The sequence below is a fragment of the Aminobacterium mobile DSM 12262 genome, assembly GCF_000526395.1.
Classification (GTDB): Bacteria; Synergistota; Synergistia; order Synergistales; family Aminobacteriaceae; genus Aminobacterium; species Aminobacterium mobile.
In genome coordinates, this window is sequence record NZ_JAFZ01000003.1 from 144769 (window position 1) to 163680 (window position 18912).

Annotated in this window: 24 protein-coding genes and 1 riboswitch; of the genes, 16 read left to right on the forward strand and 8 right to left on the reverse strand. The window is 46.0% G+C overall.

Features of this window, described 5'->3' with window-relative positions:
• Positions 1-34 precede the first annotated feature (34 nt).
• The 3 genes from thiD to thiE are packed head-to-tail and all read left to right on the forward strand — an operon-like array spanning position 35 to position 2335.
• Positions 35-871, forward strand: a complete 837-nt coding sequence (thiD, locus tag K360_RS0109465) for a bifunctional hydroxymethylpyrimidine kinase/phosphomethylpyrimidine kinase (RefSeq protein ID WP_024822920.1) — start codon at positions 35-37, stop codon at positions 869-871.
• Positions 858-1706 carry a hydroxyethylthiazole kinase gene (gene thiM / locus K360_RS0109470; protein WP_084043949.1) on the forward strand — a complete coding sequence of 283 codons (849 nt, stop codon included), beginning with the start codon at positions 858-860 and terminating at the stop codon, positions 1704-1706. Before thiD ends, thiM begins: the two co-directional genes overlap by 14 nt.
• Positions 1703-2335 carry a thiamine phosphate synthase gene (gene thiE, locus K360_RS0109475; RefSeq protein ID WP_024822922.1) on the forward strand — a complete coding sequence of 211 codons (633 nt, stop codon included), beginning with the start codon at positions 1703-1705 and terminating at the stop codon, positions 2333-2335. The genes thiM and thiE overlap by 4 nt, the downstream gene beginning before the upstream one ends.
• A gap of 116 nt (positions 2336-2451) precedes the next feature.
• Here the strand turns inward: thiE and thiW are convergent, their stop codons facing one another.
• From thiW to thiT, 5 genes are all read right to left on the reverse strand, one after another.
• Positions 2452-2985 carry an energy coupling factor transporter S component ThiW gene (gene thiW, locus K360_RS0109480; protein WP_024822923.1) on the reverse strand — a complete coding sequence of 178 codons (534 nt, stop codon included), beginning with the start codon at positions 2983-2985 and terminating at the stop codon, positions 2452-2454.
• Entirely contained in the window at positions 2960-3904 is a 945-nt protein-coding gene (locus K360_RS0109485; protein ID WP_024822924.1) for an ABC transporter substrate-binding protein, read from the reverse strand. Before K360_RS0109485 ends, thiW begins: the two co-directional genes overlap by 26 nt.
• A gap of 23 nt (positions 3905-3927) precedes the next feature.
• Entirely contained in the window at positions 3928-4665 is a 738-nt protein-coding gene (locus K360_RS0109490) for an ABC transporter permease (RefSeq protein WP_024822925.1), read from the reverse strand.
• Positions 4662-5336, reverse strand: coding sequence for an ATP-binding cassette domain-containing protein (locus tag K360_RS0109495; RefSeq protein ID WP_245587112.1), 675 nt, complete (start codon positions 5334-5336; stop codon positions 4662-4664). The genes K360_RS0109490 and K360_RS0109495 overlap by 4 nt, the downstream gene beginning before the upstream one ends.
• Positions 5337-5402: 66 nt before the next feature.
• A complete protein-coding gene (gene thiT / locus K360_RS0109500) occupies positions 5403-5906 on the reverse strand; it encodes an energy-coupled thiamine transporter ThiT (RefSeq protein WP_024822927.1) in 504 nt (167 codons plus the stop codon).
• A 52-nt stretch (positions 5907-5958) separates the two neighbouring features.
• Positions 5959-6067, reverse strand: a riboswitch (TPP riboswitch).
• A 190-nt stretch (positions 6068-6257) separates the two neighbouring features.
• Between thiT and K360_RS0109510 the strand changes: the two genes are divergently transcribed.
• Complete coding sequence (locus tag K360_RS0109510; protein ID WP_024822928.1) at positions 6258-7097, forward strand: alpha/beta hydrolase; 840 nt, start codon at positions 6258-6260, stop codon at positions 7095-7097.
• Here the strand turns inward: K360_RS0109510 and K360_RS11105 are convergent.
• Complete coding sequence (locus K360_RS11105; protein WP_084043950.1) at positions 7070-7750, reverse strand: prepilin peptidase; 681 nt, start codon at positions 7748-7750, stop codon at positions 7070-7072. The two genes, K360_RS0109510 and K360_RS11105, sit on opposite strands and share 28 nt — an antisense overlap.
• Positions 7751-7846: 96 nt before the next feature.
• Here K360_RS11105 and K360_RS0109520 point away from each other — a divergent pair, with 96 nt between their 5' ends.
• The gene (locus tag K360_RS0109520; RefSeq protein ID WP_051461164.1) at positions 7847-8302 is read left to right on the forward strand and encodes a universal stress protein; all 456 of its coding nucleotides are present in this window, start codon (positions 7847-7849) and stop codon (positions 8300-8302) included.
• A gap of 31 nt (positions 8303-8333) precedes the next feature.
• Here K360_RS0109520 and K360_RS0109525 read toward each other — a convergent pair whose 3' ends face one another.
• Positions 8334-8711: a hypothetical protein gene (locus tag K360_RS0109525; protein ID WP_024822931.1), complete on the reverse strand. Its 378-nt coding sequence runs from the start codon at positions 8709-8711 to the stop codon at positions 8334-8336.
• 211 nt (positions 8712-8922) lie between these two features.
• On the opposite strand from K360_RS0109525, the gene mce reads away from it, so the two are divergent.
• The 7 genes from mce to sfsA all read left to right on the forward strand — a co-directional run bounded on the left by mce (position 8923) and on the right by sfsA (position 14656).
• A complete protein-coding gene (gene mce / locus K360_RS0109530) occupies positions 8923-9324 on the forward strand; it encodes a methylmalonyl-CoA epimerase (RefSeq protein ID WP_024822932.1) in 402 nt (133 codons plus the stop codon).
• A 14-nt stretch (positions 9325-9338) separates the two neighbouring features.
• The gene (locus tag K360_RS0109535; RefSeq protein ID WP_024822289.1) at positions 9339-10898 is read left to right on the forward strand and encodes an acyl-CoA carboxylase subunit beta; all 1560 of its coding nucleotides are present in this window, start codon (positions 9339-9341) and stop codon (positions 10896-10898) included.
• Positions 10899-10917: 19 nt separating this feature from the next.
• Complete coding sequence (locus K360_RS11110; RefSeq protein WP_024822290.1) at positions 10918-11334, forward strand: OadG family protein; 417 nt, start codon at positions 10918-10920, stop codon at positions 11332-11334.
• 59 nt (positions 11335-11393) lie between these two features.
• Positions 11394-11813, forward strand: a complete 420-nt coding sequence (locus K360_RS0109545; protein WP_024822291.1) for a biotin/lipoyl-containing protein — start codon at positions 11394-11396, stop codon at positions 11811-11813.
• A gap of 21 nt (positions 11814-11834) precedes the next feature.
• Positions 11835-12956, forward strand: coding sequence for a sodium ion-translocating decarboxylase subunit beta (locus K360_RS0109550; RefSeq protein WP_024822292.1), 1122 nt, complete (start codon positions 11835-11837; stop codon positions 12954-12956).
• Positions 12957-13042: 86 nt separating this feature from the next.
• The gene (locus K360_RS0109555; protein ID WP_024822933.1) at positions 13043-13528 is read left to right on the forward strand and encodes an AbrB family transcriptional regulator; all 486 of its coding nucleotides are present in this window, start codon (positions 13043-13045) and stop codon (positions 13526-13528) included.
• Between the two features lie 27 nt (positions 13529-13555).
• Complete coding sequence (gene sfsA, locus K360_RS11115) at positions 13556-14656, forward strand: DNA/RNA nuclease SfsA (protein ID WP_024822934.1); 1101 nt, start codon at positions 13556-13558, stop codon at positions 14654-14656.
• On the opposite strand, the gene K360_RS0109565 is transcribed toward sfsA, so the two are convergent.
• Positions 14653-15459, reverse strand: coding sequence for a universal stress protein (locus tag K360_RS0109565; RefSeq protein WP_024822935.1), 807 nt, complete (start codon positions 15457-15459; stop codon positions 14653-14655). The two genes, sfsA and K360_RS0109565, sit on opposite strands and share 4 nt — an antisense overlap.
• A gap of 117 nt (positions 15460-15576) precedes the next feature.
• Here K360_RS0109565 and K360_RS0109570 point away from each other — a divergent pair, with 117 nt between their 5' ends.
• From K360_RS0109570 to K360_RS0109585, 4 genes are read left to right on the forward strand one after another with little or no spacing between them, the layout of a single operon-like run.
• A complete protein-coding gene (locus tag K360_RS0109570; RefSeq protein WP_024822936.1) occupies positions 15577-16461 on the forward strand; it encodes a lysophospholipid acyltransferase family protein in 885 nt (294 codons plus the stop codon).
• Positions 16461-16922, forward strand: coding sequence for a RuvC family protein (locus tag K360_RS11120; RefSeq protein ID WP_024822937.1), 462 nt, complete (start codon positions 16461-16463; stop codon positions 16920-16922). Before K360_RS0109570 ends, K360_RS11120 begins: the two co-directional genes overlap by 1 nt.
• Positions 16923-16948: 26 nt before the next feature.
• Positions 16949-17434, forward strand: coding sequence for a chemotaxis protein CheX (locus K360_RS0109580; RefSeq protein ID WP_024822938.1), 486 nt, complete (start codon positions 16949-16951; stop codon positions 17432-17434).
• A 57-nt stretch (positions 17435-17491) separates the two neighbouring features.
• A complete protein-coding gene (locus tag K360_RS0109585; protein ID WP_024822939.1) occupies positions 17492-18853 on the forward strand; it encodes a chloride channel protein in 1362 nt (453 codons plus the stop codon).
• The last annotated feature ends 59 nt before the right edge of the window (positions 18854-18912 follow it).

The window sequence follows — 18912 nt, forward strand, 5'->3', positions numbered from 1 at the left end:
GGGCTCCTCTTTTATTTTTTGGGAGGTGCTCTTTTTGGTATTGTATCGTGGTAACGCACTTACTATTGCAGGTAGCGACTCAGGGGGTGGAGCTGGAATTCAGGCAGATTTGAAAACTTTTGCAGCTCTCCATGTTTTTGGCATGTCTGTTATCACAGCGGTAACGGCGCAAAATAGCCTTACGGTTACCGATATCTTCAATCTTCCAGAGGAAAATGTAGAGGCGCAGTTGAAGGCAGTCCTTTCTGACTTTACTGTAAACGCTCTCAAGACGGGGATGCTCAGTCGAAAAGAGATTATTGGTGTAACATGTGAAGCTCTAAAAAACTATCAAATTTCAAACGTTGTAGTTGATCCCGTTATGATTTCTCAAAGTGGGGTGACCCTTATTGCCGAAGAGGCAGTTGCGGCTATGCAAGAACAGCTTCTTCCTCTTGCTTTGCTTGTAACCCCCAATATGCCGGAAGCAGCCAAGTTAAGCGGCATAGACGTCAATACTAGAGAGGATATGGGAAGAGCTGCAAGGATTATCGCGGGACTCGGTCCGAAAGCAGTGCTTGTAAAGGGTGGTCATATGGAAGAAGATGAGGCAGGAGAGACAGTTGTAGATGTGCTTTTCAATGAAGGGAAGATTACAGTTTTTGAAGATTCTCGAATCAATACCCAGAATACGCACGGTACAGGCTGTACTTTGAGCGCTGCTATTGCTGCTGAATTGGCTGCGGGACGAGACCTTCTCGAAGCTGTTTCTTTAGGGCGACAGTATTTACGTCTGGCTTTAAGCCATAGTTTTAAACCAGGTCATGGGTGGGGACCTTTAGGTCACGCTGTAAGGCCTTCTTGGGTTGTCGATTCGCATGATACGGAGTGATTCTAGGTATTCGATTTCAGAACTGATGTCTGTCTGGTCGGATCTAAAAAAGAAAAAACCATTAGTCTACCAGCTGAGCAATATGGTAGCAGCATCTCTTCAGGCTAACGTTTGTTTGGCTTCCGGAGCTTCTTCAGTCATGTCTTTATGCAGAGATGAAGCAGGCATCTTTGCAGCTCAAGCTGATAGCATTCTTATGAACGTGGGAACGCCCACATCAGAAAGCCTTATGGCGGCAGAAGCAGTCCTTGTGGCCTTATCTCAAACTCCCGAGCATAAGGCTTTGATCCTCGATCCAGTAGGTTATGGGGCTACTGACGTGCGAAGGGATTTTGTCCATCGTATTTTAGAGAGTGGGCATGTCTCTATAGTGAAGGGCAATAGTGGAGAAATGTGTCTTTTAGGTGGGGAAAAGGGCGTTGTTCGAGGAATAGATGGGGCAGCTCAAGGGGATGTGAAAAAAGCGCTCTCTCGCATATCTGAACAATATAATGTAGTTGCCGTAGCTACTGGTGAGATAGATGTTATCGTTTATGGGGAAAACACTTTTTCGGTTAAGGGCGGGAGCCATTGGTTGCCAGAGATAACGGGCAGTGGTTGTTCTGTAGGAACGATCATTGCTGGGTGTGCTGCTGTAACGCAAGATCCTCTTCTTGCCAGTTTGACTGGACTTATAGCTGTTTCCATAGCCTCGGAACGTGCAGAAAAAGTGGAGTGGGTACGAGGCCCCGGTTCCTTTGGCTGTGCTTTTATAGATGAGATATACCGTCTATCTCCTCCTGATTTCTTCAACGCAGAGAGTCGATGGGAAGAGAGGAAGGAGAGGTGTTTATGAAAAACATAATGGAAATGCTGAAGCTTTATGTCATTCCAGATAGAAAGATTGGAGCCCCTTTTTCTCTGGAAGAACAGACAGAAGCAGCTCTTCGTGGAGGTGCCACCTTAATTCAACTGCGAGATAAAGAAATGGAAGGACGTTGTCTTTTTGAAGAGGCGCAGTCTCTTAGAAAAATATGTCATTGTTATGGTGCCCCTCTCATTATTAATGACCGTGTTGATGTGGCTTTAGCAGTTGGGGCAGATGGGGTTCACCTCGGTCAGGACGATCTTCCCCTTGAAGCGGTAAAAACCTTTGTTCCCGACTCCTTTATAGTGGGAGTTTCAGCTCATACAGTGGAAGAGGCGGAACAGGCTCTGGCCCTGGGTGCTTCCTACATTGGCATAGGCGCGGCCTATCCTACAGGAAGTAAAGTGGATGCGAAGGTGGTGGGTCCCTCCCGTATTCGAGAGATTATGAGAAAGGTTCCCATTCCGGCGGTAGCCATTGGAGGCATTACTATAGATAAAATTCCCGAAATAATGACGACTGGAGTTCAGGGGGTGGCCCTTATTTCAGCAGTAATAGGAGCCCCAAATATTCAGGCTGAGGCTCAAAAGATAATGTCTTTAATAGAAAAGAAATGAAGAGAGAGGGTGTTTCAAAACACCCTCTCTCTTTCAATTTTAATTCATTTTCCCCTAACAGACAGAGACGTTTTCTTAACTGTTTGTTAGACTTCATTTTCTGCTGTTGTTTCTCCCTATAGATAGAAATTTTTAAATAGCCCCATTCGTTTTGTTAAAACCACAAGCCCATATCCCAACAAAGCGCCAGGGATACTGCTAGCGAGAAAGGCCATCTGGAGTCCTCCCAGAGCTGGAGTTTTTTCTATAGCAGGGCCTATGACCAGTGCCGAAAGAGTGGCTCCTATAGGTCCTGTCCCCAAGGGCTCTGCTAAAGCTGCCCAATCTTTTTTGAAGAGGCGATAGGTAAAACCCACCATTAGAGCGCCTGGAATGCTTCCGGGAAAGGCAAAAAGGCTTCCTGTCCCCATCATATTTCGAATGAAGCTCGTTACAAAAGCAATGGAAGCAGCCCACCAAGGACCAAGCAATATGCCAGAAAAAGCGTTAATAGTATGTTGAAAAGGAAAACATTTAGTGGGTCCGAAGGGAATATATACTCCAGAGAGCAGTACTCCTGCTGCAGCAAGAAGACCTGCTACAGTGAGCTTTTTTATATGCCTTTCTGTTGTTGTAAGGGGGGCACTATTTCCTGTTCCACAGGATGTCATACACGTTCACTTCCTTTCCGATCATTCCAATAGACAAGGCGAAATTAGCAAATTCTTGCCACTTCTCTTTGTCAAAAGATTGGTTTTCCGCAAAGAGGTGGAGAGTTTTCTCTAGAGCAGCGGATTCTAGTTTCTCTTCAGCTTCAGGTACAGCCTTTAAATACAGGTCCAACGATTCTTGGGGAGTTCTGCGTGTTTCCTCTATTGCTTCCTGAAGAGCCTGGCAAAAAGTGGCAATAGCTTTTTCTCGATTTTGAAGGTTTTTTTCTCCAGAGATGAAAACGAGTTCGTCATAGTCAGGTATACCGTATTTTTCAAGTTCGAAGTAGCCTGCTTTGTATCCATGTTGTTCCAGTTCTACGACTTCATAATTCTTATATGGCCCCATAACGGCATCTACTTTCCCTGTGGTGAGAGAAGGCAATATGGAAAACCCCACATTGATGAGCTTGTAGTTTTTTACGTTGTTTTTCCGGGCAAATCCATCTGTAAGAAAATCCATCATTCCTGGGACGGTATAACCGATATTCTTCCCTTCAAGATCTGATGGTTCCCTTATATCTTTATCATCTATAAAAAGAAGAGTAGACAGAGGGTGGCCAATAAGTCGTCCAACAACCTTTATAGGTATTCCTTCTGATGCTGCCATGATAGCCTGAGGTTCATAAGCTATAGCTAAATCTACGTGACCAGAGGCAGCTAGTTTAAGAGGATCTGCAGTTTCTGCAGGAGAAAGGATGGATATATCGAGCCCGTATTTATCAAAAATGCCTTTTTCTTGGGCAACAAAAAGGGGGAGATGATCAATATTAGGGAACCAATCAAGCATAAGGGAAAGCTTTTCTGCTCCCCATAGCGGAGAAACTATAGTCATAAGACATGCACAAACAATAAAAATAGGTGTTATCTGCCTTTTCATATGTGTCCCTTCTTTCTTAAAATTTATCGATTCCACGTAATAACTTTTTTATTTAAAAAGCTAACAATGCTCCAGAGGGATATCCCTATAATAGTAAGCCAGAGTATGGCAGCAAAAACCATATCGACCCGAAGGCGAGCATTCCATTGGATCATAAGATAGCCAAGCCCACTTTGGGCCCCTACCCATTCCCCAATAACGGCGCCAATAGTGGCAACGGAAACTCCTACTTTAAGGCCGGCAAAAAAGTAGGGTAAAGCCCAGGGCCAGTAGAGATAACGAAGCCTTTTGGGAAAAGATGCTCCCATAAGGGTAAAGAGTTTATCGTAGTCTGAGTCGCAACTCTTAAACCCTTCCAGCAAGTTGACAGTTATAGGAAAGAAGATAATGAGGGCTGCCATACAGACTTTGCTCCAGATTCCGTATCCTAGCCAAATTATCAGTAGAGGCGCTAAAGCGAAGACAGGTATAGCTTGAGAAGCTATCAAGAGGGGGGAGAGAGCTTGTTCCACCAAAGGTGAGGCAAACATGAGTATGGACATGGGAATAGCCACGATGACTGAGAGGGCAACTCCTAAAAGGATTTCGAAACACGTGATTAGTGCGTGATGAGCTAAAAGTGGAGCCTGAAAAATAGCTACGGAGACAATACGCGACGGGGCTGGAAGTATAAAGGCAGGAATCTGGATAGTTCTGCAGAGAACCTCCCATATTCCTATTAGCAGGAAGAGTAATACACATGAAGCGATTCGACCTTTCATTGTATTCCTCCTGCTTCCAACTCATTGAGAATGCGACATCTCAATGTCTCTATAGATGGGGCCATCGAATCACAGAGAGTAGGACGACATATGTGAATAGTATCTTGAACTCTCATGGGGCTGGCAGTGAGAACAATAATGTCATCGGCGAGAGCAAGAGCTTCATCTATATCGTGAGATATCATCAATACTGTTTTCCCATATTGATTCTTGAGCATGGCTAAATAAGTTTGGAGACCACGTCTTGTGATAGCATCCAGAGCAGAAAGAGGCTCGTCTAAAAGAACTATTTCCCTTTCGAACATAAGGGTTCGAATAAGAGCGCATCTTTGTCTCATCCCTCCTGATACAGATTGAGGAAGATACAATTCAAAACCCCCTAACCCAAAGTGCGAGAAAAGCTCATGGGCTCTTTGATGTTCAGTAGGACCCTTTTTGCCAGCGAGCAAAGAGGGAAGCAGAGCATTTTCCAAGAGGGAGAGCCAGGGAAGGAGTAGGTCTTTTTGTTGCATATAGGCTGCTTTAGTGCCAAGATGAGTAAGCTGTTCCCCTTCCCACTCTATAGAGCCACTGTCGCGAGGAAGTATCCCTGTCAATATGTCAAAAAGAGTAGTTTTCCCGCACCCTGATGGCCCGATGAGGACTGAGAAACTCTTTTGAGGCAAAACCATATTGAACCCTTCTATAACAGAAAGGTTGTTAAAGCGTTTATTCAGGTTTTGTATGCGAAGCATTTGTCACTGGTTAATATGCGAGAGCCTTTTCCAAACCATATAAGTTACGAGAATGCTCAACGCCAAATTAGGTACCATATAACTGCTGTTATAAACGATTGAATAGAGCCAGACATTTGTCCCTTCAGGGGCATAACTCCCGAAAAAAACGACTCCCGAAAGCACGTGACAGATAAGGCGACCACAACTTCCTAACGTTAAACCAGCCCACAGCGGTTTACGTATAAGTGCGGCAATACCTAATACCCCAAAAGCTAATGGATAGTCAAGAAGAGCTTGAATTGGATGCACCACATATCCACCAAGCAGAAGTTGAACTAATCCAGCTACAAAACCTGCTCCTACTCCCCATTTAACGCCGTGACGAAGCGCAAAAAGCAACAACGGGATATTTTCCAGTGTCACCGATCCCCCTTGAGGCATTCGCCATAGCTTTAAATGAGAAAAAGCTACAGTCATGGCTACTGCCAAGGCTCCTTCAACCAATACTCGAGTTTTAGTACGCATGAACTTTTCCTCCTTGTGTGTCTGCCGGAGGAAGGAAGGGAGTAACTTGTCGGAATATTTCTCTAGACTTCCCTTCGCCGGCATGACCCGGATCAGGTTCTAGGGGTCGAGACCTCTCGTCTCCTCTCAGCCGGTTTACGCCGACTCCCCCAGTACTTTATTATCTTCATTTTGACCCTAGAAAGTGGCTTTGTCAAATCAGGAAGAGAAAAACAATATAATATATAATAAAAAAACGATAGAGATTTTTCAGGGTGAGAGCTTTGATACCAGTTTCTTAAAAGGATGTAAAAAAGCAAATGTGATGAGGCATGTTTCTCTTGCTTTTAATTGAGGCGAAAGAGGTGTGTGATGTCTAGAGAAACTCTATTTGCAGAAGGAAGCTTTGGTGATAAAAAAGTTTCCCTAAATTATGTTCCGTCGAAGGTCCCATCTCGCCAAGTGTTGATCCTTTTTCATGGGGTTCATGGATGTGCTTCTCTTCAAGAAGGAAATAAATATGCTGTCCTTGCGAATATGCTCTCTTCATTGGATATTTCTATTTATTTGACAGAAACGAGTCGTATTCGTCACGATAGAGAGACTTTCGGAGAAAACAGAGACCAATGGGCTATTGCAGCTTTTTCGGGAAAAACATATGCAATGGATCTTTTCGATGCATGTTCAGCTTTTCAATTTGTGGAAAGGCGACATCCTGAAGCAGAAATATATCTTTGGGGGTTTTCCTTAGGGGGACTTCATTCCATTATGATAGCAGGGGATGGGTACATATCGATGCTGCAAGGCTCGAATATGCATGCTCCTCTTTTACAAAAGAAACCTTCAGGCCTTATCCTTTCCGGAAGTGGCGACGGAATAAGAGTCGACAAAGCGAAAGAAGCATTTAAACTTCCTATTTTGGACACAGTAGGAAGTCAGCAAAAACTGCTTTATTCTGCTTCTCATATTGACCGAGGATGGGCTGTTTGTTTCTATGGGGATGAAGACTTGACTTTCAGCGAGAGAGCATGTCGTCGCCTTTGCGGGGCTATTGCTGTACGGGATAAAGAGTTCATTATTATTCCAGGGGCAGATCATTCTTTTAGAAAGCTTCATGGGATCCCTTCTATTAAACCGTTGCAGATGATGACGTCTCATATTGCCAAACGCTTTTCAACTCCATATCAATTTCCCCATGGCCAGGGTAAATGAAGTTCGAATATGTGCTCTAACGTAGGTGCGGCTAAAAGCGCAATGATTCCTCCCAGAGCAAGGAAGGGGACAAAAGGGATCGGTTGCTTTTTATGAACTTTACGGGCTAAAAGTAAAAACGAAGCAATGAGTCCACCGCAAAAAAATCCAATATAAAGAGAACAGAGAGTGAGCTTTGTACCTAATCCCATGCCAATTCCTCCCATGAGCTTAATATCCCCTTGCCCGACGCCCCCTTTGCTGAACAATCGGATTGCTCCCATTATACCTACACCTATACCTGCTCCCAATATGCCGTCGATGAAGGCCGTCTTGCCTCCTAGAATACGTATTGCAAAAGCTGAAAGAGCCATGAGGAAAGGAATAACATCAAATACATATCCGCTATATAGATCGGTGAGAGCGGTGAAAAAAAGGCATGATCCTATTAAAAAGGCCAATAAAAGAGAGAGAGAAAAATGCCAAACTAAATAGAACCCAGTCATCATGATTAAAAAGATTCCTCCAGAAATCAACGGCCGGGAAAAAAAATGTTGAATTCCCAGAGTTTCTTCAAGACGCACGTTTTGTGTTATGTTTTGAGCTTTATGTTCAAGAAAAACGCCACAAGAAAAAGAGAACACAAGAAAAAGAATCATAAATAGTAAATTCATTTTGCCTCCACATATAAGTTCTTTTTAAATAATTGGAAATAGTGCCTATATATCGTTTATAATATTATCATTATCGACCCTAAAGGGGGGATAGCTATGAAAAAAATACTTGTTGCTGTGGATTTAAGCAAGGTTTCGGAGGAAGTTTTTGCTTATGGTTGTTCTTTAGCCCTCCGTCTTGGTGTTCATGCGACATTTATTCACGTCATGCCTCACCCTACCTTATGGAAGGGATATGAACCATGGTTGCCTCCTGAAATTGATATGGAAATCTCAGAGATAGCCAAGAAAAAACTTGAATATTATTTCAAGAAGGCAAAGGAGAAGCTTCCAGAACTTGCAAATGTTGATCTTGATATGGTGGTGAAAGAAGGGAGCCCTTCTGATGTTATTATTGACTTTGCAAAGCAGGGAGATTACAACTTAATTGTGATAGGGTACCGAGGGCAAAGCACCATCGAAAGGCTTGTAGTAGGAAGCACGGCTGCCAATGTGGCTCGCTATGCTCATTGTTCCGTGCTTATTTATCGTCCTGGCCTTGAAATTTTCTAGAGAAGCGGGGGTACCCCCGCTTCTTCTTTTCCTAAGGTTTCCTTCCCTTTTCTCCGTATCGTTCCTGACCATATGTTCGTGTTGTCTCTGTCGATGTGGAGCGACGTTTCCCTTCGTCTAGGTTTTTTTGAAATTCTTTCAAAAGTCGCTCTCTTTTTTTCTGTTCTTCTTCCTCAGAGCTAACATTACGTTCAATGTATTTCAGATCGATGAGCGCTTGAATATAACGAATATCTACCCCAACTTCTTCAGCAAGTTCTTCAGCATTGTACTCTTGAGAGGCATGATCCCTCAAAAATTCCCTGACGCGAGGATAGAGGTCATCAAGCTCTTCAAGGCACTGGGGGCAGACTTTTCCGCTATTGGAAGTGAACACCTTTCCACACAGCTTACATGTTATAAGATGCACGGAACGATTTCCCCCTTTTCTTTTTATTAAAAAGTCCCCATAATAATATCTTATAAGAATTGTACCTTAAAACCTTGATTTTAGAGAGAGGAAAGTGGCAATTTGAGTTTTCTTTGTTAAGATTAGTAACATTGCATTAGTATATATAAAGTCATTTGAAACATTATTAATATCTATAGTAATTATAAGTTTAACAAAGGAGGTCTGTCCAATGAAAGTCACCGTTGTAGATCACATTGGTATTGCGGTGAAAAGTATTGAAGAGTCGCTTAAGATATGGGAAAGTACCTTGGGAATTAAGTGTATAGGAATAGAAGAGGTGACAGATCAAAAGGTTAAAACGGCTTTTTTACCTATTAAAGATACGGAAATAGAACTTTTAGAGCCGACGGAAGATGAAAGCCCTATTGCTAAATTTATAGAAAAACGTGGCGAAGGAATTCACCATATAGCTCTAAGAGTAGAAAACGTAGAAGAAGCTTTGGCTGAATTGAAAGAAAAAGGCGTTCGGCTTATTGATGAAAAACCGAGGTGTGGTGCAGGAGGAGCAAAAATAGCATTTGTTCATCCTAAAGCTACAGGTGGCATTTTACTCGAACTTTCTGAACGATAAAGGAGAAGTGAGCGATGACGAATCGCAGCATAGATGAATTGTGTTCATTACTTGAAGCGAAGCGCAAGGAGGCCTCACTAGGAGGCGGTCCGAAAGCCATAGGGAAGCAGCGCGAGAAGGGGAAGGGTATAGCGCGAGAGCGTCTCTCGGCTCTTCTGGATCCGGGCACCTTTGTTGAGCTTGACGAATTTGTGACACACCGTTGCCATCGTTTTGGTCTTGAGGAGAAACAGACTCTCGGCGACGGAGTGGTGACAGGGTATGGGGAGATAGAGGGGCGCCGTGTTTACGTGTTCAGCCAGGACTTCACCGTTCTAGGTGGCAGTCTTGGCGAAATGCATGCTGAAAAGATCTGCAAGGTCATGGACCTGGCATTGAAGAGTGGATCTCCATGCATAGGGATCAACGACAGCGGCGGCGCTCGAATTCAGGAAGCAGTAGATGCCCTGAACGGCTACGGGAAGATTTTTTACCGGAACACCATCTCTAGCGGAGTCATACCCCAGCTTTCTGTGATCATGGGTCCCACAGCCGGAGGAGCCGTTTACAGCCCCGCTCTGACCGACTATATTTTCATGGTAGAGAAGACAGGCATCATGCACATCACAGGGCCAGCTGTCATCAAGGCTGTCACAGGCGAGGAAGTGACGAGCGAAGAGCTAGGCGGCTCACTGGCCCACAACGCCAAGAGCGGGAATGCCCACTTCACGGCGTCGAGCGAAGAGGAATGCTTTGCCCAGGTTCGGAAGCTGCTGAGCTACCTTCCGAGCAACAACGTGGAGGAAGCGCCGTGGAAAGAGACGGGAGACGATCCTCTTCGCCTGGTTCCAGACCTTCGCACCGTAGTTCCCACGAACCCGAACAAAGGGTATCGGGTCCACGACGTGATCGGACAGGTTGTTGACGATGGCGATTTTTTTGAAGTCCAGCCGCTTTGGGCTCCGAACATGGTCGTGGGATACGGTCGAATTGGCGGTCAGGTGATAGGGATCATAGCGAACCAGGCAGCCAACATGGCAGGCTGTCTCGACATAAACGCGTCAGACAAGGCGAGCCGGTTCATTCGCCACTGCGACGCCTTCAACATTCCCATGGTCACCTTTGTCGATGTCCCCGGCTACCTTCCCGGAACGGAACAGGAATGGGGAGGCATCATTCGCCACGGTGCGAAACTGCTGTATGCCTACAGTGAAGCTACGGTTCCCATGGTCACAGTAGTTCTCCGGAAGGCCTATGGGGGCGCCTACCTGGGCATGTGCTCGAAAGCCTTGGGAGCCGACATGGTTCTAGCATGGCCTCAGGCTGAGATAGCGGTTATGGGAGCAGAAGGGGCAGCGAACATAGTCTTCCGCAAAGAGATAGAAGGGTCTGAAGACCAGATGGCGGAGCGGAACCGTAAGATTGAGGAATACCGCGAGGCCTTTGCGAACCCCTACGTAGCGGCGGAGCGTGGCTATGTAGACCGAGTGATTCTGCCGGAAGAGACGCGGCGAGAAATCTACCTGGCTCTTCAGGGGACGGCGAACAAGCGAGAACTTCGTCCGAGACGGAAACACGGCGTAATGCCTCACTAAGACGGGAGGATGGAGAGACGTGGATCTGCATACATATTTTGAGACAGGGATCAAAGGTCCCATCACCTTGGCTCTCATCGCCTTTTCGGCGGTATTTCTGGTTCTTGGCGGTTTGACCGCCATCATCTACGCCATAAAATATATGGGTGGAGCGAAGAAGTCGCCGAAAGCACCCACGCCGCCGCCAGGGCCGACACAGCCGGTGGCGGCGTCGCCAGCGCCGACATCAGCTCCGGCGCCAGTATCGGAGCATCCTCGCGGCCACCTCATAGCGGCCATTACAGGGGCATTGCTAGCGTCAGGAGAAGGGGCGTGCCGCATTACATCCATCAGGGCAGAGCGAGGGATACGGCGTCCATCACCGAGCTTGTGGAGGACCAGCGCCATCATGGAAGGGCTGGACAGCCTCAACAATCAGACCTGGTCTGGGCGGTAGCATCCGGCAGGCCTGAATGGAAGACATGACATTACACCATGTGGAGGGGAAAAAGACCAATGAGCAAAACCTATAGAGTAACAGTAGATGGAACGAGTTATGTAGTGGAAGTGGAAGATCTTGGCGAGACCGCGGTTTCGGCAGCAGCGCCGGTAGCAACGCCAACACCAGCTCCATTGCCAGCACCCGCACCGACGCCAGTAGTGGTAGCTCCAGCCCCAGCGCCAGTAGCGGCAACTCCAGCCCCGGCACCAGCACCGGCGGGAGGGACTATCGTCGCAGCTCCCATGCCTGGGAAGATCCTCAAGGTCAACGTAGCGACAGGAGCGTCAGTCCAGGCTGGAGACGTGCTCCTCATCCTGGAAGCCATGAAGATGGAAAATGAGATCATTGCATCATCGGCAGGAACTGTTCAGGAGATCCGGGCACGGGAAGGGGACAGCGTGAATACGGGAGATACCTTGGTGATCCTCGGCTAAGCCGGGGTGAGAGGACCCATTATGGGAATCTATTTAGACTCAGTAACAACAATCATTCATGCCTCGGGGTTCTTTGGCCTCACGTGGGGCAATATCGTCATGCTCTGCGTGTCTTTCATCATGCTCTACCTGGCCATAGTGAAAGGTTTCGAGCCGCTGCTTCTGGTCCCCATCGGTTTTGGCTGTCTGCTCGTGAACCTTCCCCTGTCTGGCATTATGGATGACGGAGGCTTTTTGAGGTATGTTTTTTTCGGGACAGAACATGAGATCTACCCTGTCATTATCTTTATGGGAATCGGAGCCCTCACCGACTTCGCCCCCCTTCTGGCCAACCCCATCACCTTCCTGCTGGGAGCGGCAGCTCAGCTGGGCGTCTTCATAGCCCTTTTCGGAGCGTTGCTGTTGGGTTTCAACGTGAAAGAAGCGGCCTCCATCGCTATTATCGGCGGAGCGGACGGTCCTACAAGCATTTACCTCACCGTGAAATTGGCGCCGCAGATCCTGGGGGCGGTGGCAGTGGCGGCCTATAGCTACATGTCTCTCGTGCCGCTCATCCAGCCGCCGGTGATCCGTCTCCTCACCACCAAGGCGGACCGGGCGATCCGCATGGATCAGCTTCGTCCCGTATCGAAGCTGGAACGAGTGTTGTTCCCCATCGTCTGCACTGTGGCTTCAGGACTCCTACTGCCTTCCTCCGTGCCCCTGATCGGGACCCTTATGTTCGGGAACCTGATCCGTGAGTGCGGCGTGACAGAGCGGCTGAGCCAGGCAGCTCAAAACGAGATTCTCAATGCCACCACCATCTTCCTGGGCCTGTCAGTGGGAGCCACTATGAGCGCCCAGCAGTTTCTCACCATAGGGACCATTAAAATCATTATCCTTGGCCTCGTCGCCTTCATCTTCAGTACGGCCGGAGGAGTGCTTTTCGGCCAGGTCATGAAGGTCATGAGCGGAGGAAAAGTCAACCCTATGATCGGGGCGGCAGGAGTATCGGCAGTACCCATGGCCGCCAGAGTGGTGCAGCGAATCTGTCAGCAGGAGAACCCGGGAAACTTCCTCCTCATGCATGCCATGGGCCCCAACGTGGCTGGCGTCATTGGAACCGCTGTCGCTGCCGCTGTGATGCTGACTCTGCTCGGGTAACAATGTAGTTTATGAATATTTTCAGGGGGCCTTGTGCCCCCTATTTTTGTCTAATAGAAAATAAATAAAATGGAGGATACTTTGCAATGTGGGCTTTATGTGCCGGCATTCTGGCGGGAGGATTAGCAGGTTATTTTTTAAAAATTCCTTCAGGGGCTCTTGTTGGAGGAATGGTAGGAGGCCTCGTCGTTAAAAGTTTTTTAGGTACGGGAGCACAGCCTCTTCGTCTTCTCTCTTTTCTTTCTCAACTTTTAGTCGCCTACGTGATTGTGGCGCAGGCAGATATAGCTTCGGTAAAAGAAATTCCGCGTTTTATTCCAGTGGCGATTTTATATAGCCTTGCCATTTTGGGAGTAAGTATTCTTTTTGCACGGGGAGTTTCTAAACTATGTGGTATCGACCTCATGACAGCAGTGTACTCTACGGCTCCAGGTGGACTTTCAGGTTTGGGGCTTGCGGCAGTAGAGGCAGGTGCGAATGCACCTATTTCCCTTCTGTTCCATGTTATTCGCATTACCGTTGTCCTTATTTCTATCCCCTTTATAGCTTTGTTTTTAGGGCACGGACATTAGTTTTTGTAGTGTTAAGGAGGTTTTTATATGTCGGAAGTCTTTCGAATATCAGGGCGTCGTCCTTTATTTGTGGCAACTTTTCTTTCTAGGCCCAATCGTTTTCTCGTGGAGTGTTTGCTTGATGGAGAAAAAATTCAGGCTTTCCTCCCAAATCCCGGAAGGTTGTGGGAGCTGTTGTTTCCAGGATCTACACTGTTTCTACAAAAAGAGGCATCGTCCAATTCTGCCCGGAAGACAAAATTTACAGTGATAGGAATACAGTCTGATCATGGTCCAGTCATGCTCCATACCCATAAAACTAATGATTTGGCAGAATGGCTTTTTGATCACGGTCTTGTGCCGGGGATGGAGGATTATAGAGTTATAAGACGGGAGATTCCTTGGGGAAAGAGCCGATTCGATCTTCTTGTCTCAGATGGTTCTTCAGAGATGATCCTCGAAATAAAGTCGTGCTCTTTATTTGGCAGACATATAGCCATGTTTCCTGATGCCCCTTCTCTGCGTGCCGTTAAACATGTCAAAGACCTTCAGGGCTTGGCGGCAAAAGGGAAGAAGACAGGCGTTATTTTTATAGTACAATCAGGTGACCCAGAGTTTTTCATCCCAGATTTTCATACGGACTACGATTTTGCTGAGGCGTTGTTTCAAATAGACGAGGGAGAGGGGACTTTTGAAGTAAAGGCTTTTAAAATACCATGGAACGAGGATTTCTCTTTTTGCGGGAAACCTCGAGAAATTCCCATTCTTTGGAACGTCCTTTCAAGTGAAGCTAGCCCCTTTGGATATGTCCTTCTCCTTTGTCAGTTTAACAAGAGGAAAGAGTACGCCATTGTCATTTCTCCGAGGCTTGAGTACGTAGATTATAACGATATGCGTAGACCGAATATGATCCCTTCTCTTAAGGCTTTCCTCAGTATGGCCGATTCTATTCGGAGTATCCCTGTACGTACCGGACAAGATCTGGAAGCGATTCTTGCAAATGGTCTCGGTAGTATATGTGATACTATAAAACATTTCAATGGAAAACCAATTTTTATGTTTCAGGAAAACCCCTTATCGAAACGCAGCTTTATTCAATATCTTCTTTCTGTTCGGATCGATCGTTTGGAGGAGTTTCTCTCCATTTAAGCTGTAGGAAAAATTAAGACGGGACATGTTGTCCCTTCAATAAGGGGTTCTGCCGTAGAACCAACGATAAGCTGCCATAATTCACGTTGTGTTGAAAGTCCTACTACGAGGAGACTTGGAGCGGTGTTTTTAATCCATAGAGGAAGTTCTACTTCCGGTTCCCCACTTACCACTTGAAAAGATGTGTCCGGGTTCCATTGAGACACATCTTGAGCCACCACTTCGAGAGCTCCTTCCGCAGCATTGATGAGGATCTGAGAATCTTCGGCGTCATCAAGAGGTACCCCATGAACCAAGGTTAGATGAGGTGTGCTTCCGCTCTGGGAGATAATATCTCTAAGTTCGTTGAGCATCGCATCTGTTCGACCGGGAGAAAGATCTATAGCGACGGCTATATTTTTATAAATGTCTCCTCCAGGAAAAAAACCGTCTTTTGACCGAAGGATAAGTTGTGGAAGGGCAAGACGTCTTACAAGAGGAGTTATTTCTGCCACATTTTGGGCAGGAAGAACAGCGAAGGTGCATTTTTCTGAAACGGCGATTTCTGGAATAATTTTAAGGGGATCTCCAGCTGCCACCATTACCTTGTAAAATAGTTCTCCAGGAATATTTTGAAGACAAAAGTCGTTCAGAGCCGCTTCGATCTCTTGTACAAGCTGTGGGGTATGGATGCCAGCTGAAGGACTTACCACGTGAACTACCAAGATGTCTGATTGGTGTAGTAGCGCTCTCTGAGAGAGCCAGCGCAAAGCTTCTTTTGAAAAATCGGTCATATCTATAGGAAACAATATTCGTCGTAACATGAAAAGCTCACCTCCTATTATTGCTTCGAAATTATCTAATAAGTATATCGTAAATTGGATATATATACATCTGGATGGGGTATAATAATCGGCGAATTTGAGAGGGAGGAACTATCGGTGAGGTTAGGTCGGGAAATGACGTGGAAGTTGATTCAGTTTGTTCAAAGTATCCTAAAGAATATTCCCTACAAAATGGCAATGAAGGTGGGAAGTTTTTTAGGCTCAGTATTTTGGGCCTTGAGCAAAAAACGAGTAGATGGTGCGGAATATCGATGTGTAAAAGCTCTTGGTATAGGGGTGAGCACCGCTCGACAGATTGTCCGAGCTTCATATGTGAATCTCGGACGGTCTGTTACAGAATTTATTTGTCTTCCTGACATGATATCGAACCTCAATGAATTGGTGACAATACATGGAGAAGAACATCTTAAAAAAGCTTTCGATCTGGGGAAAGGGGTTATTGCTATTACCGCTCATCTTGGAAATTGGGAGATGGCTGCGGCGGCTGTAGCAGCGAAAGGGTATCCCATGAATGCTATTGGAGCGGAACAGCGTGATGAAAGGATAACTGATCTCATTATCGATTCACGCCAACGTTGGGGAGTCACCACTGTCAGTAAAGGATTTAGCCTCAAAGCGGCTATGACCTGTTTGAAGCGTGGAGAGATATTGGCGATTCTTATCGATCAAGATGCGAAGGAAAAGGGAGTTGTGGCCCCTTTTCTTGGCCTTCCAGCGAGCACTCCTTATGGGCCAATAAAAATGAGCCTTAAGTATGGGAGCCCCATGATTCCTGTCTATATCATTAGAAGAGAAGATGGCACTCACCACGATCTATATTTTTTGCCGCCTTTTGAGGACCCCTCTTCAGAATTTTTTGGTACTGATCTGGAAAAGGCCGTAGCAATATGTAATAATTCCATAAGTTCATGGATCACTAAATATCCAGGCCAGTGGATGTGGCTTTATCCGCGCTGGGCTTCCACGTTAGGGGATAAGTGATGCTTCTGGGTATCGATCCGGGAAAAGATAAAATCGGTTGGGTTTTAACAGATTCATGCGGTGATCTTTTCCTTTCCGGAATAACAAAAAAGGAAGAATTCCCTTTCTTTTGGGAGTTTTTAAAGCGTTGGGAGTGGCGTAGAATGTCTCCATGGGTTCAGGTTCAGGGTAAAGATATTTCCCAGGACCGTGGGGAGCTGGTAGTTGTCGTTGGAAACGGGACGATGTGTCGAGATATTCTCGATTTTCTTGAAGGGGTTGGAATACAATCTCATCAAATACATATAGTGGAAGAGCGAGGATCTACTCTTGAGGCAAGAAATGTTTTCTGGGATATGTACCCGCCAAAAGGGTTGTGGCGATTGATTCCGGTTTCTCTCAGAACTCCGTACCGTGACATCGATGATCTCGCTGCTTTTGTCATTGTTCGTCGTTTTCTTACTGCAGGGCAAGGGAAATAGCACAATAAGAAGGGAGATACTGGTTGATGGGCGTAGAAAAACTAGCAACCTTGGTAAACACTTTTGGATCATCTCTTATTTCTGTAAGTCGGGAAATGGGAGTAGAGGTTGCTCTTCAGAGATCGGAAATAGCCCAGGGGGTACATGTGGGAGGAAGCAGTGTTGCGGCACTCGTTGGAGTACTAGGACAGGGGTTGCAAGGAACGCTGGTTATTATGTTGGATAATGCGGGGTTCAGTGCAGTGGTAACAGCAATGTCTGGCGGAATGATCAAGCCAGATATAGAAGACCCAGTAGCTACCAGTGTCATTGGGGAGCTTTCTAATATGGTGAGCGGGAGAGCTTTGACTCAGTCTTCTCTAGGGGGAGTGGATGTAACACCGCCTCAGCTTATTACAGGTGCAGGTATCAGAACTGTGCCAAGTGAATCTCCTGGCATTAAAAATTTTACTTTGCCTTTTTCTGTGGCTCAGGGTGGAACTCTTTACCTTGTTCTCTCTTTTCATTGTTAAGAGAATAGTATAAGGGCATCCAACCGTGTTCCATTAAGGTTTATTGGAGTGACTGTAGTGAAGGATTCGTGGGTTAAACTTCTTAAAGAAGAATTTGCTCTTCTTTATAGTATTAGTAAATGGCTTCTGTTGGCCGTGATTATAGGAGTTTTTGTGGGGGCGGCTACCTCTACGTTTATGATAGCTTTGGAGAGATGTTCCCAATTTGTAGGAGCGCTTCCTTCGTGGAGGATATTTTTGCTCCCACTAGGTATTGCGGTTAGTGCGTGGCTTGTGCTTTTCTTAAAACCCGTGGATCGTACTAGAGGGACCCTTAGTGTTGTAGAAGCTGTACACCATTATGATGGTCAAGTGAGTGTGCTTTCTGTAATAGTAAAAGTTATAGGATCTATTGTTACTATTTCTACAGGCGGCTCTCTCGGCAAAGAAGGGCCAAGTGCCCAGATTGGAGCTGCAGTATCGAATATTTTTGCCAATGGTTTTCATCTCAACAAAGTAGATCGTCGGAAACTTGTGATTTGTGGCGTTTCAGCTGGTATGGCTTCTGTTTTTGGAGCGCCTGTTGCTGGTGCTATTTTCGGATTGGAAAATCTCTTTGTCGGACAGCTTTTTTACGACGTGCTTTTGCCGTGTATCGTCAGTGGTATGGTGAGCTATCAAGTGTCCTTAAGTCTTGGCATGGCTTATCTATATCAGCCATTGCTTTACGTTCCACGCATAGCTGAGCCTCATATGGTTACATGGGTAGTCTTTTCAGGTGTTTTTTTTGGGTTAGTAGCTCTTTTTTTTATAGAAACTCTTCGTTTTACTCAAAAAATATTTCGTAGGTTCTCTTCCTCTCCGTTGTTACAAGCTCTGGTCGGAGGAGGAATGCTTGTAATCCTCACGTTTTTTGTGGGATCGCAGTATTTAGGCTTAGGAGGAGAATTCATACGAGAGGCTATTGCTGGTAATCCCATCCCTCGAGTAGCTTTTTTATGGAAGTCGTTGTTTACGGGCATTACTATGGGGGCTGGAGGGTGTGGAGGAGTTGTTACTCCAACGCTCTATATCGGTGCTACTTCAGGGGCAGCTTTTGCTTCTTTCTTTGGGTTAGACCCCGTCCTTTTTAGTTGTATTGGATTTGTTGCAGTTCTTTCAGGAGCTGCTAACACGCCTATTGCAGCAGTTATTCTTGCGGCGGAGCTGTTTGGATCCAAAGTTGCAAGTCTCGCAGCGTTAGCATCTGTTGTTGCCTTTATAGTCACTGGTTATCGAAGTATTTACCCAGATCAAATTATAAAATGTCCGAAATCTCCGGCTTTTGATATTTGTAGTGAATATCAACGAGTCGGAGAGTGTGATTCAGACCCTGCATTAACAAGGCTTCCTTTAGTGAGATTGCTTGTTAAAAGTTATCAACTTTGGAAACGTTGCTGAGGTTTTAGATAACGACAAGAGGCTGTTTGAAGAAACAGCCTCTTGTCCTTTCTGCAATA

Coding starts and splice junctions, on each gene's coding strand:
- thiM (WP_084043949.1), top strand. CDS start 858: ATGATACGGAGTGATTCTAGGTATTCGATTTCAGAACTGATGTCTGTC.
- thiE (WP_024822922.1), top strand. CDS start 1,703: ATGAAAAACATAATGGAAATGCTGAAGCTTTATGTCATTCCAGATAGA.
- thiW (WP_024822923.1), bottom strand. CDS start 2,985: ATGACATCCTGTGGAACAGGAAATAGTGCCCCCCTTACAACAACAGAA.
- K360_RS0109485 (WP_024822924.1), bottom strand. CDS start 3,904: ATGAAAAGGCAGATAACACCTATTTTTATTGTTTGTGCATGTCTTATG.
- K360_RS0109490 (WP_024822925.1), bottom strand. CDS start 4,665: ATGAAAGGTCGAATCGCTTCATGTGTATTACTCTTCCTGCTAATAGGA.
- K360_RS0109495 (WP_245587112.1), bottom strand. CDS start 5,336: ATGGTTTTGCCTCAAAAGAGTTTCTCAGTCCTCATCGGGCCATCAGGG.
- thiT (WP_024822927.1), bottom strand. CDS start 5,906: ATGCGTACTAAAACTCGAGTATTGGTTGAAGGAGCCTTGGCAGTAGCC.
- K360_RS0109510 (WP_024822928.1), top strand. CDS start 6,258: ATGTCTAGAGAAACTCTATTTGCAGAAGGAAGCTTTGGTGATAAAAAA.
- K360_RS11105 (WP_084043950.1), bottom strand. CDS start 7,750: ATGAATTTACTATTTATGATTCTTTTTCTTGTGTTCTCTTTTTCTTGT.
- K360_RS0109520 (WP_051461164.1), top strand. CDS start 7,847: ATGAAAAAAATACTTGTTGCTGTGGATTTAAGCAAGGTTTCGGAGGAA.
- mce (WP_024822932.1), top strand. CDS start 8,923: ATGAAAGTCACCGTTGTAGATCACATTGGTATTGCGGTGAAAAGTATT.
- K360_RS0109535 (WP_024822289.1), top strand. CDS start 9,339: ATGACGAATCGCAGCATAGATGAATTGTGTTCATTACTTGAAGCGAAG.
- K360_RS0109545 (WP_024822291.1), top strand. CDS start 11,394: ATGAGCAAAACCTATAGAGTAACAGTAGATGGAACGAGTTATGTAGTG.
- K360_RS0109550 (WP_024822292.1), top strand. CDS start 11,835: ATGGGAATCTATTTAGACTCAGTAACAACAATCATTCATGCCTCGGGG.
- K360_RS0109555 (WP_024822933.1), top strand. CDS start 13,043: ATGTGGGCTTTATGTGCCGGCATTCTGGCGGGAGGATTAGCAGGTTAT.
- sfsA (WP_024822934.1), top strand. CDS start 13,556: ATGTCGGAAGTCTTTCGAATATCAGGGCGTCGTCCTTTATTTGTGGCA.
- K360_RS0109565 (WP_024822935.1), bottom strand. CDS start 15,459: ATGTTACGACGAATATTGTTTCCTATAGATATGACCGATTTTTCAAAA.
- K360_RS11120 (WP_024822937.1), top strand. CDS start 16,461: ATGCTTCTGGGTATCGATCCGGGAAAAGATAAAATCGGTTGGGTTTTA.
- K360_RS0109580 (WP_024822938.1), top strand. CDS start 16,949: ATGGGCGTAGAAAAACTAGCAACCTTGGTAAACACTTTTGGATCATCT.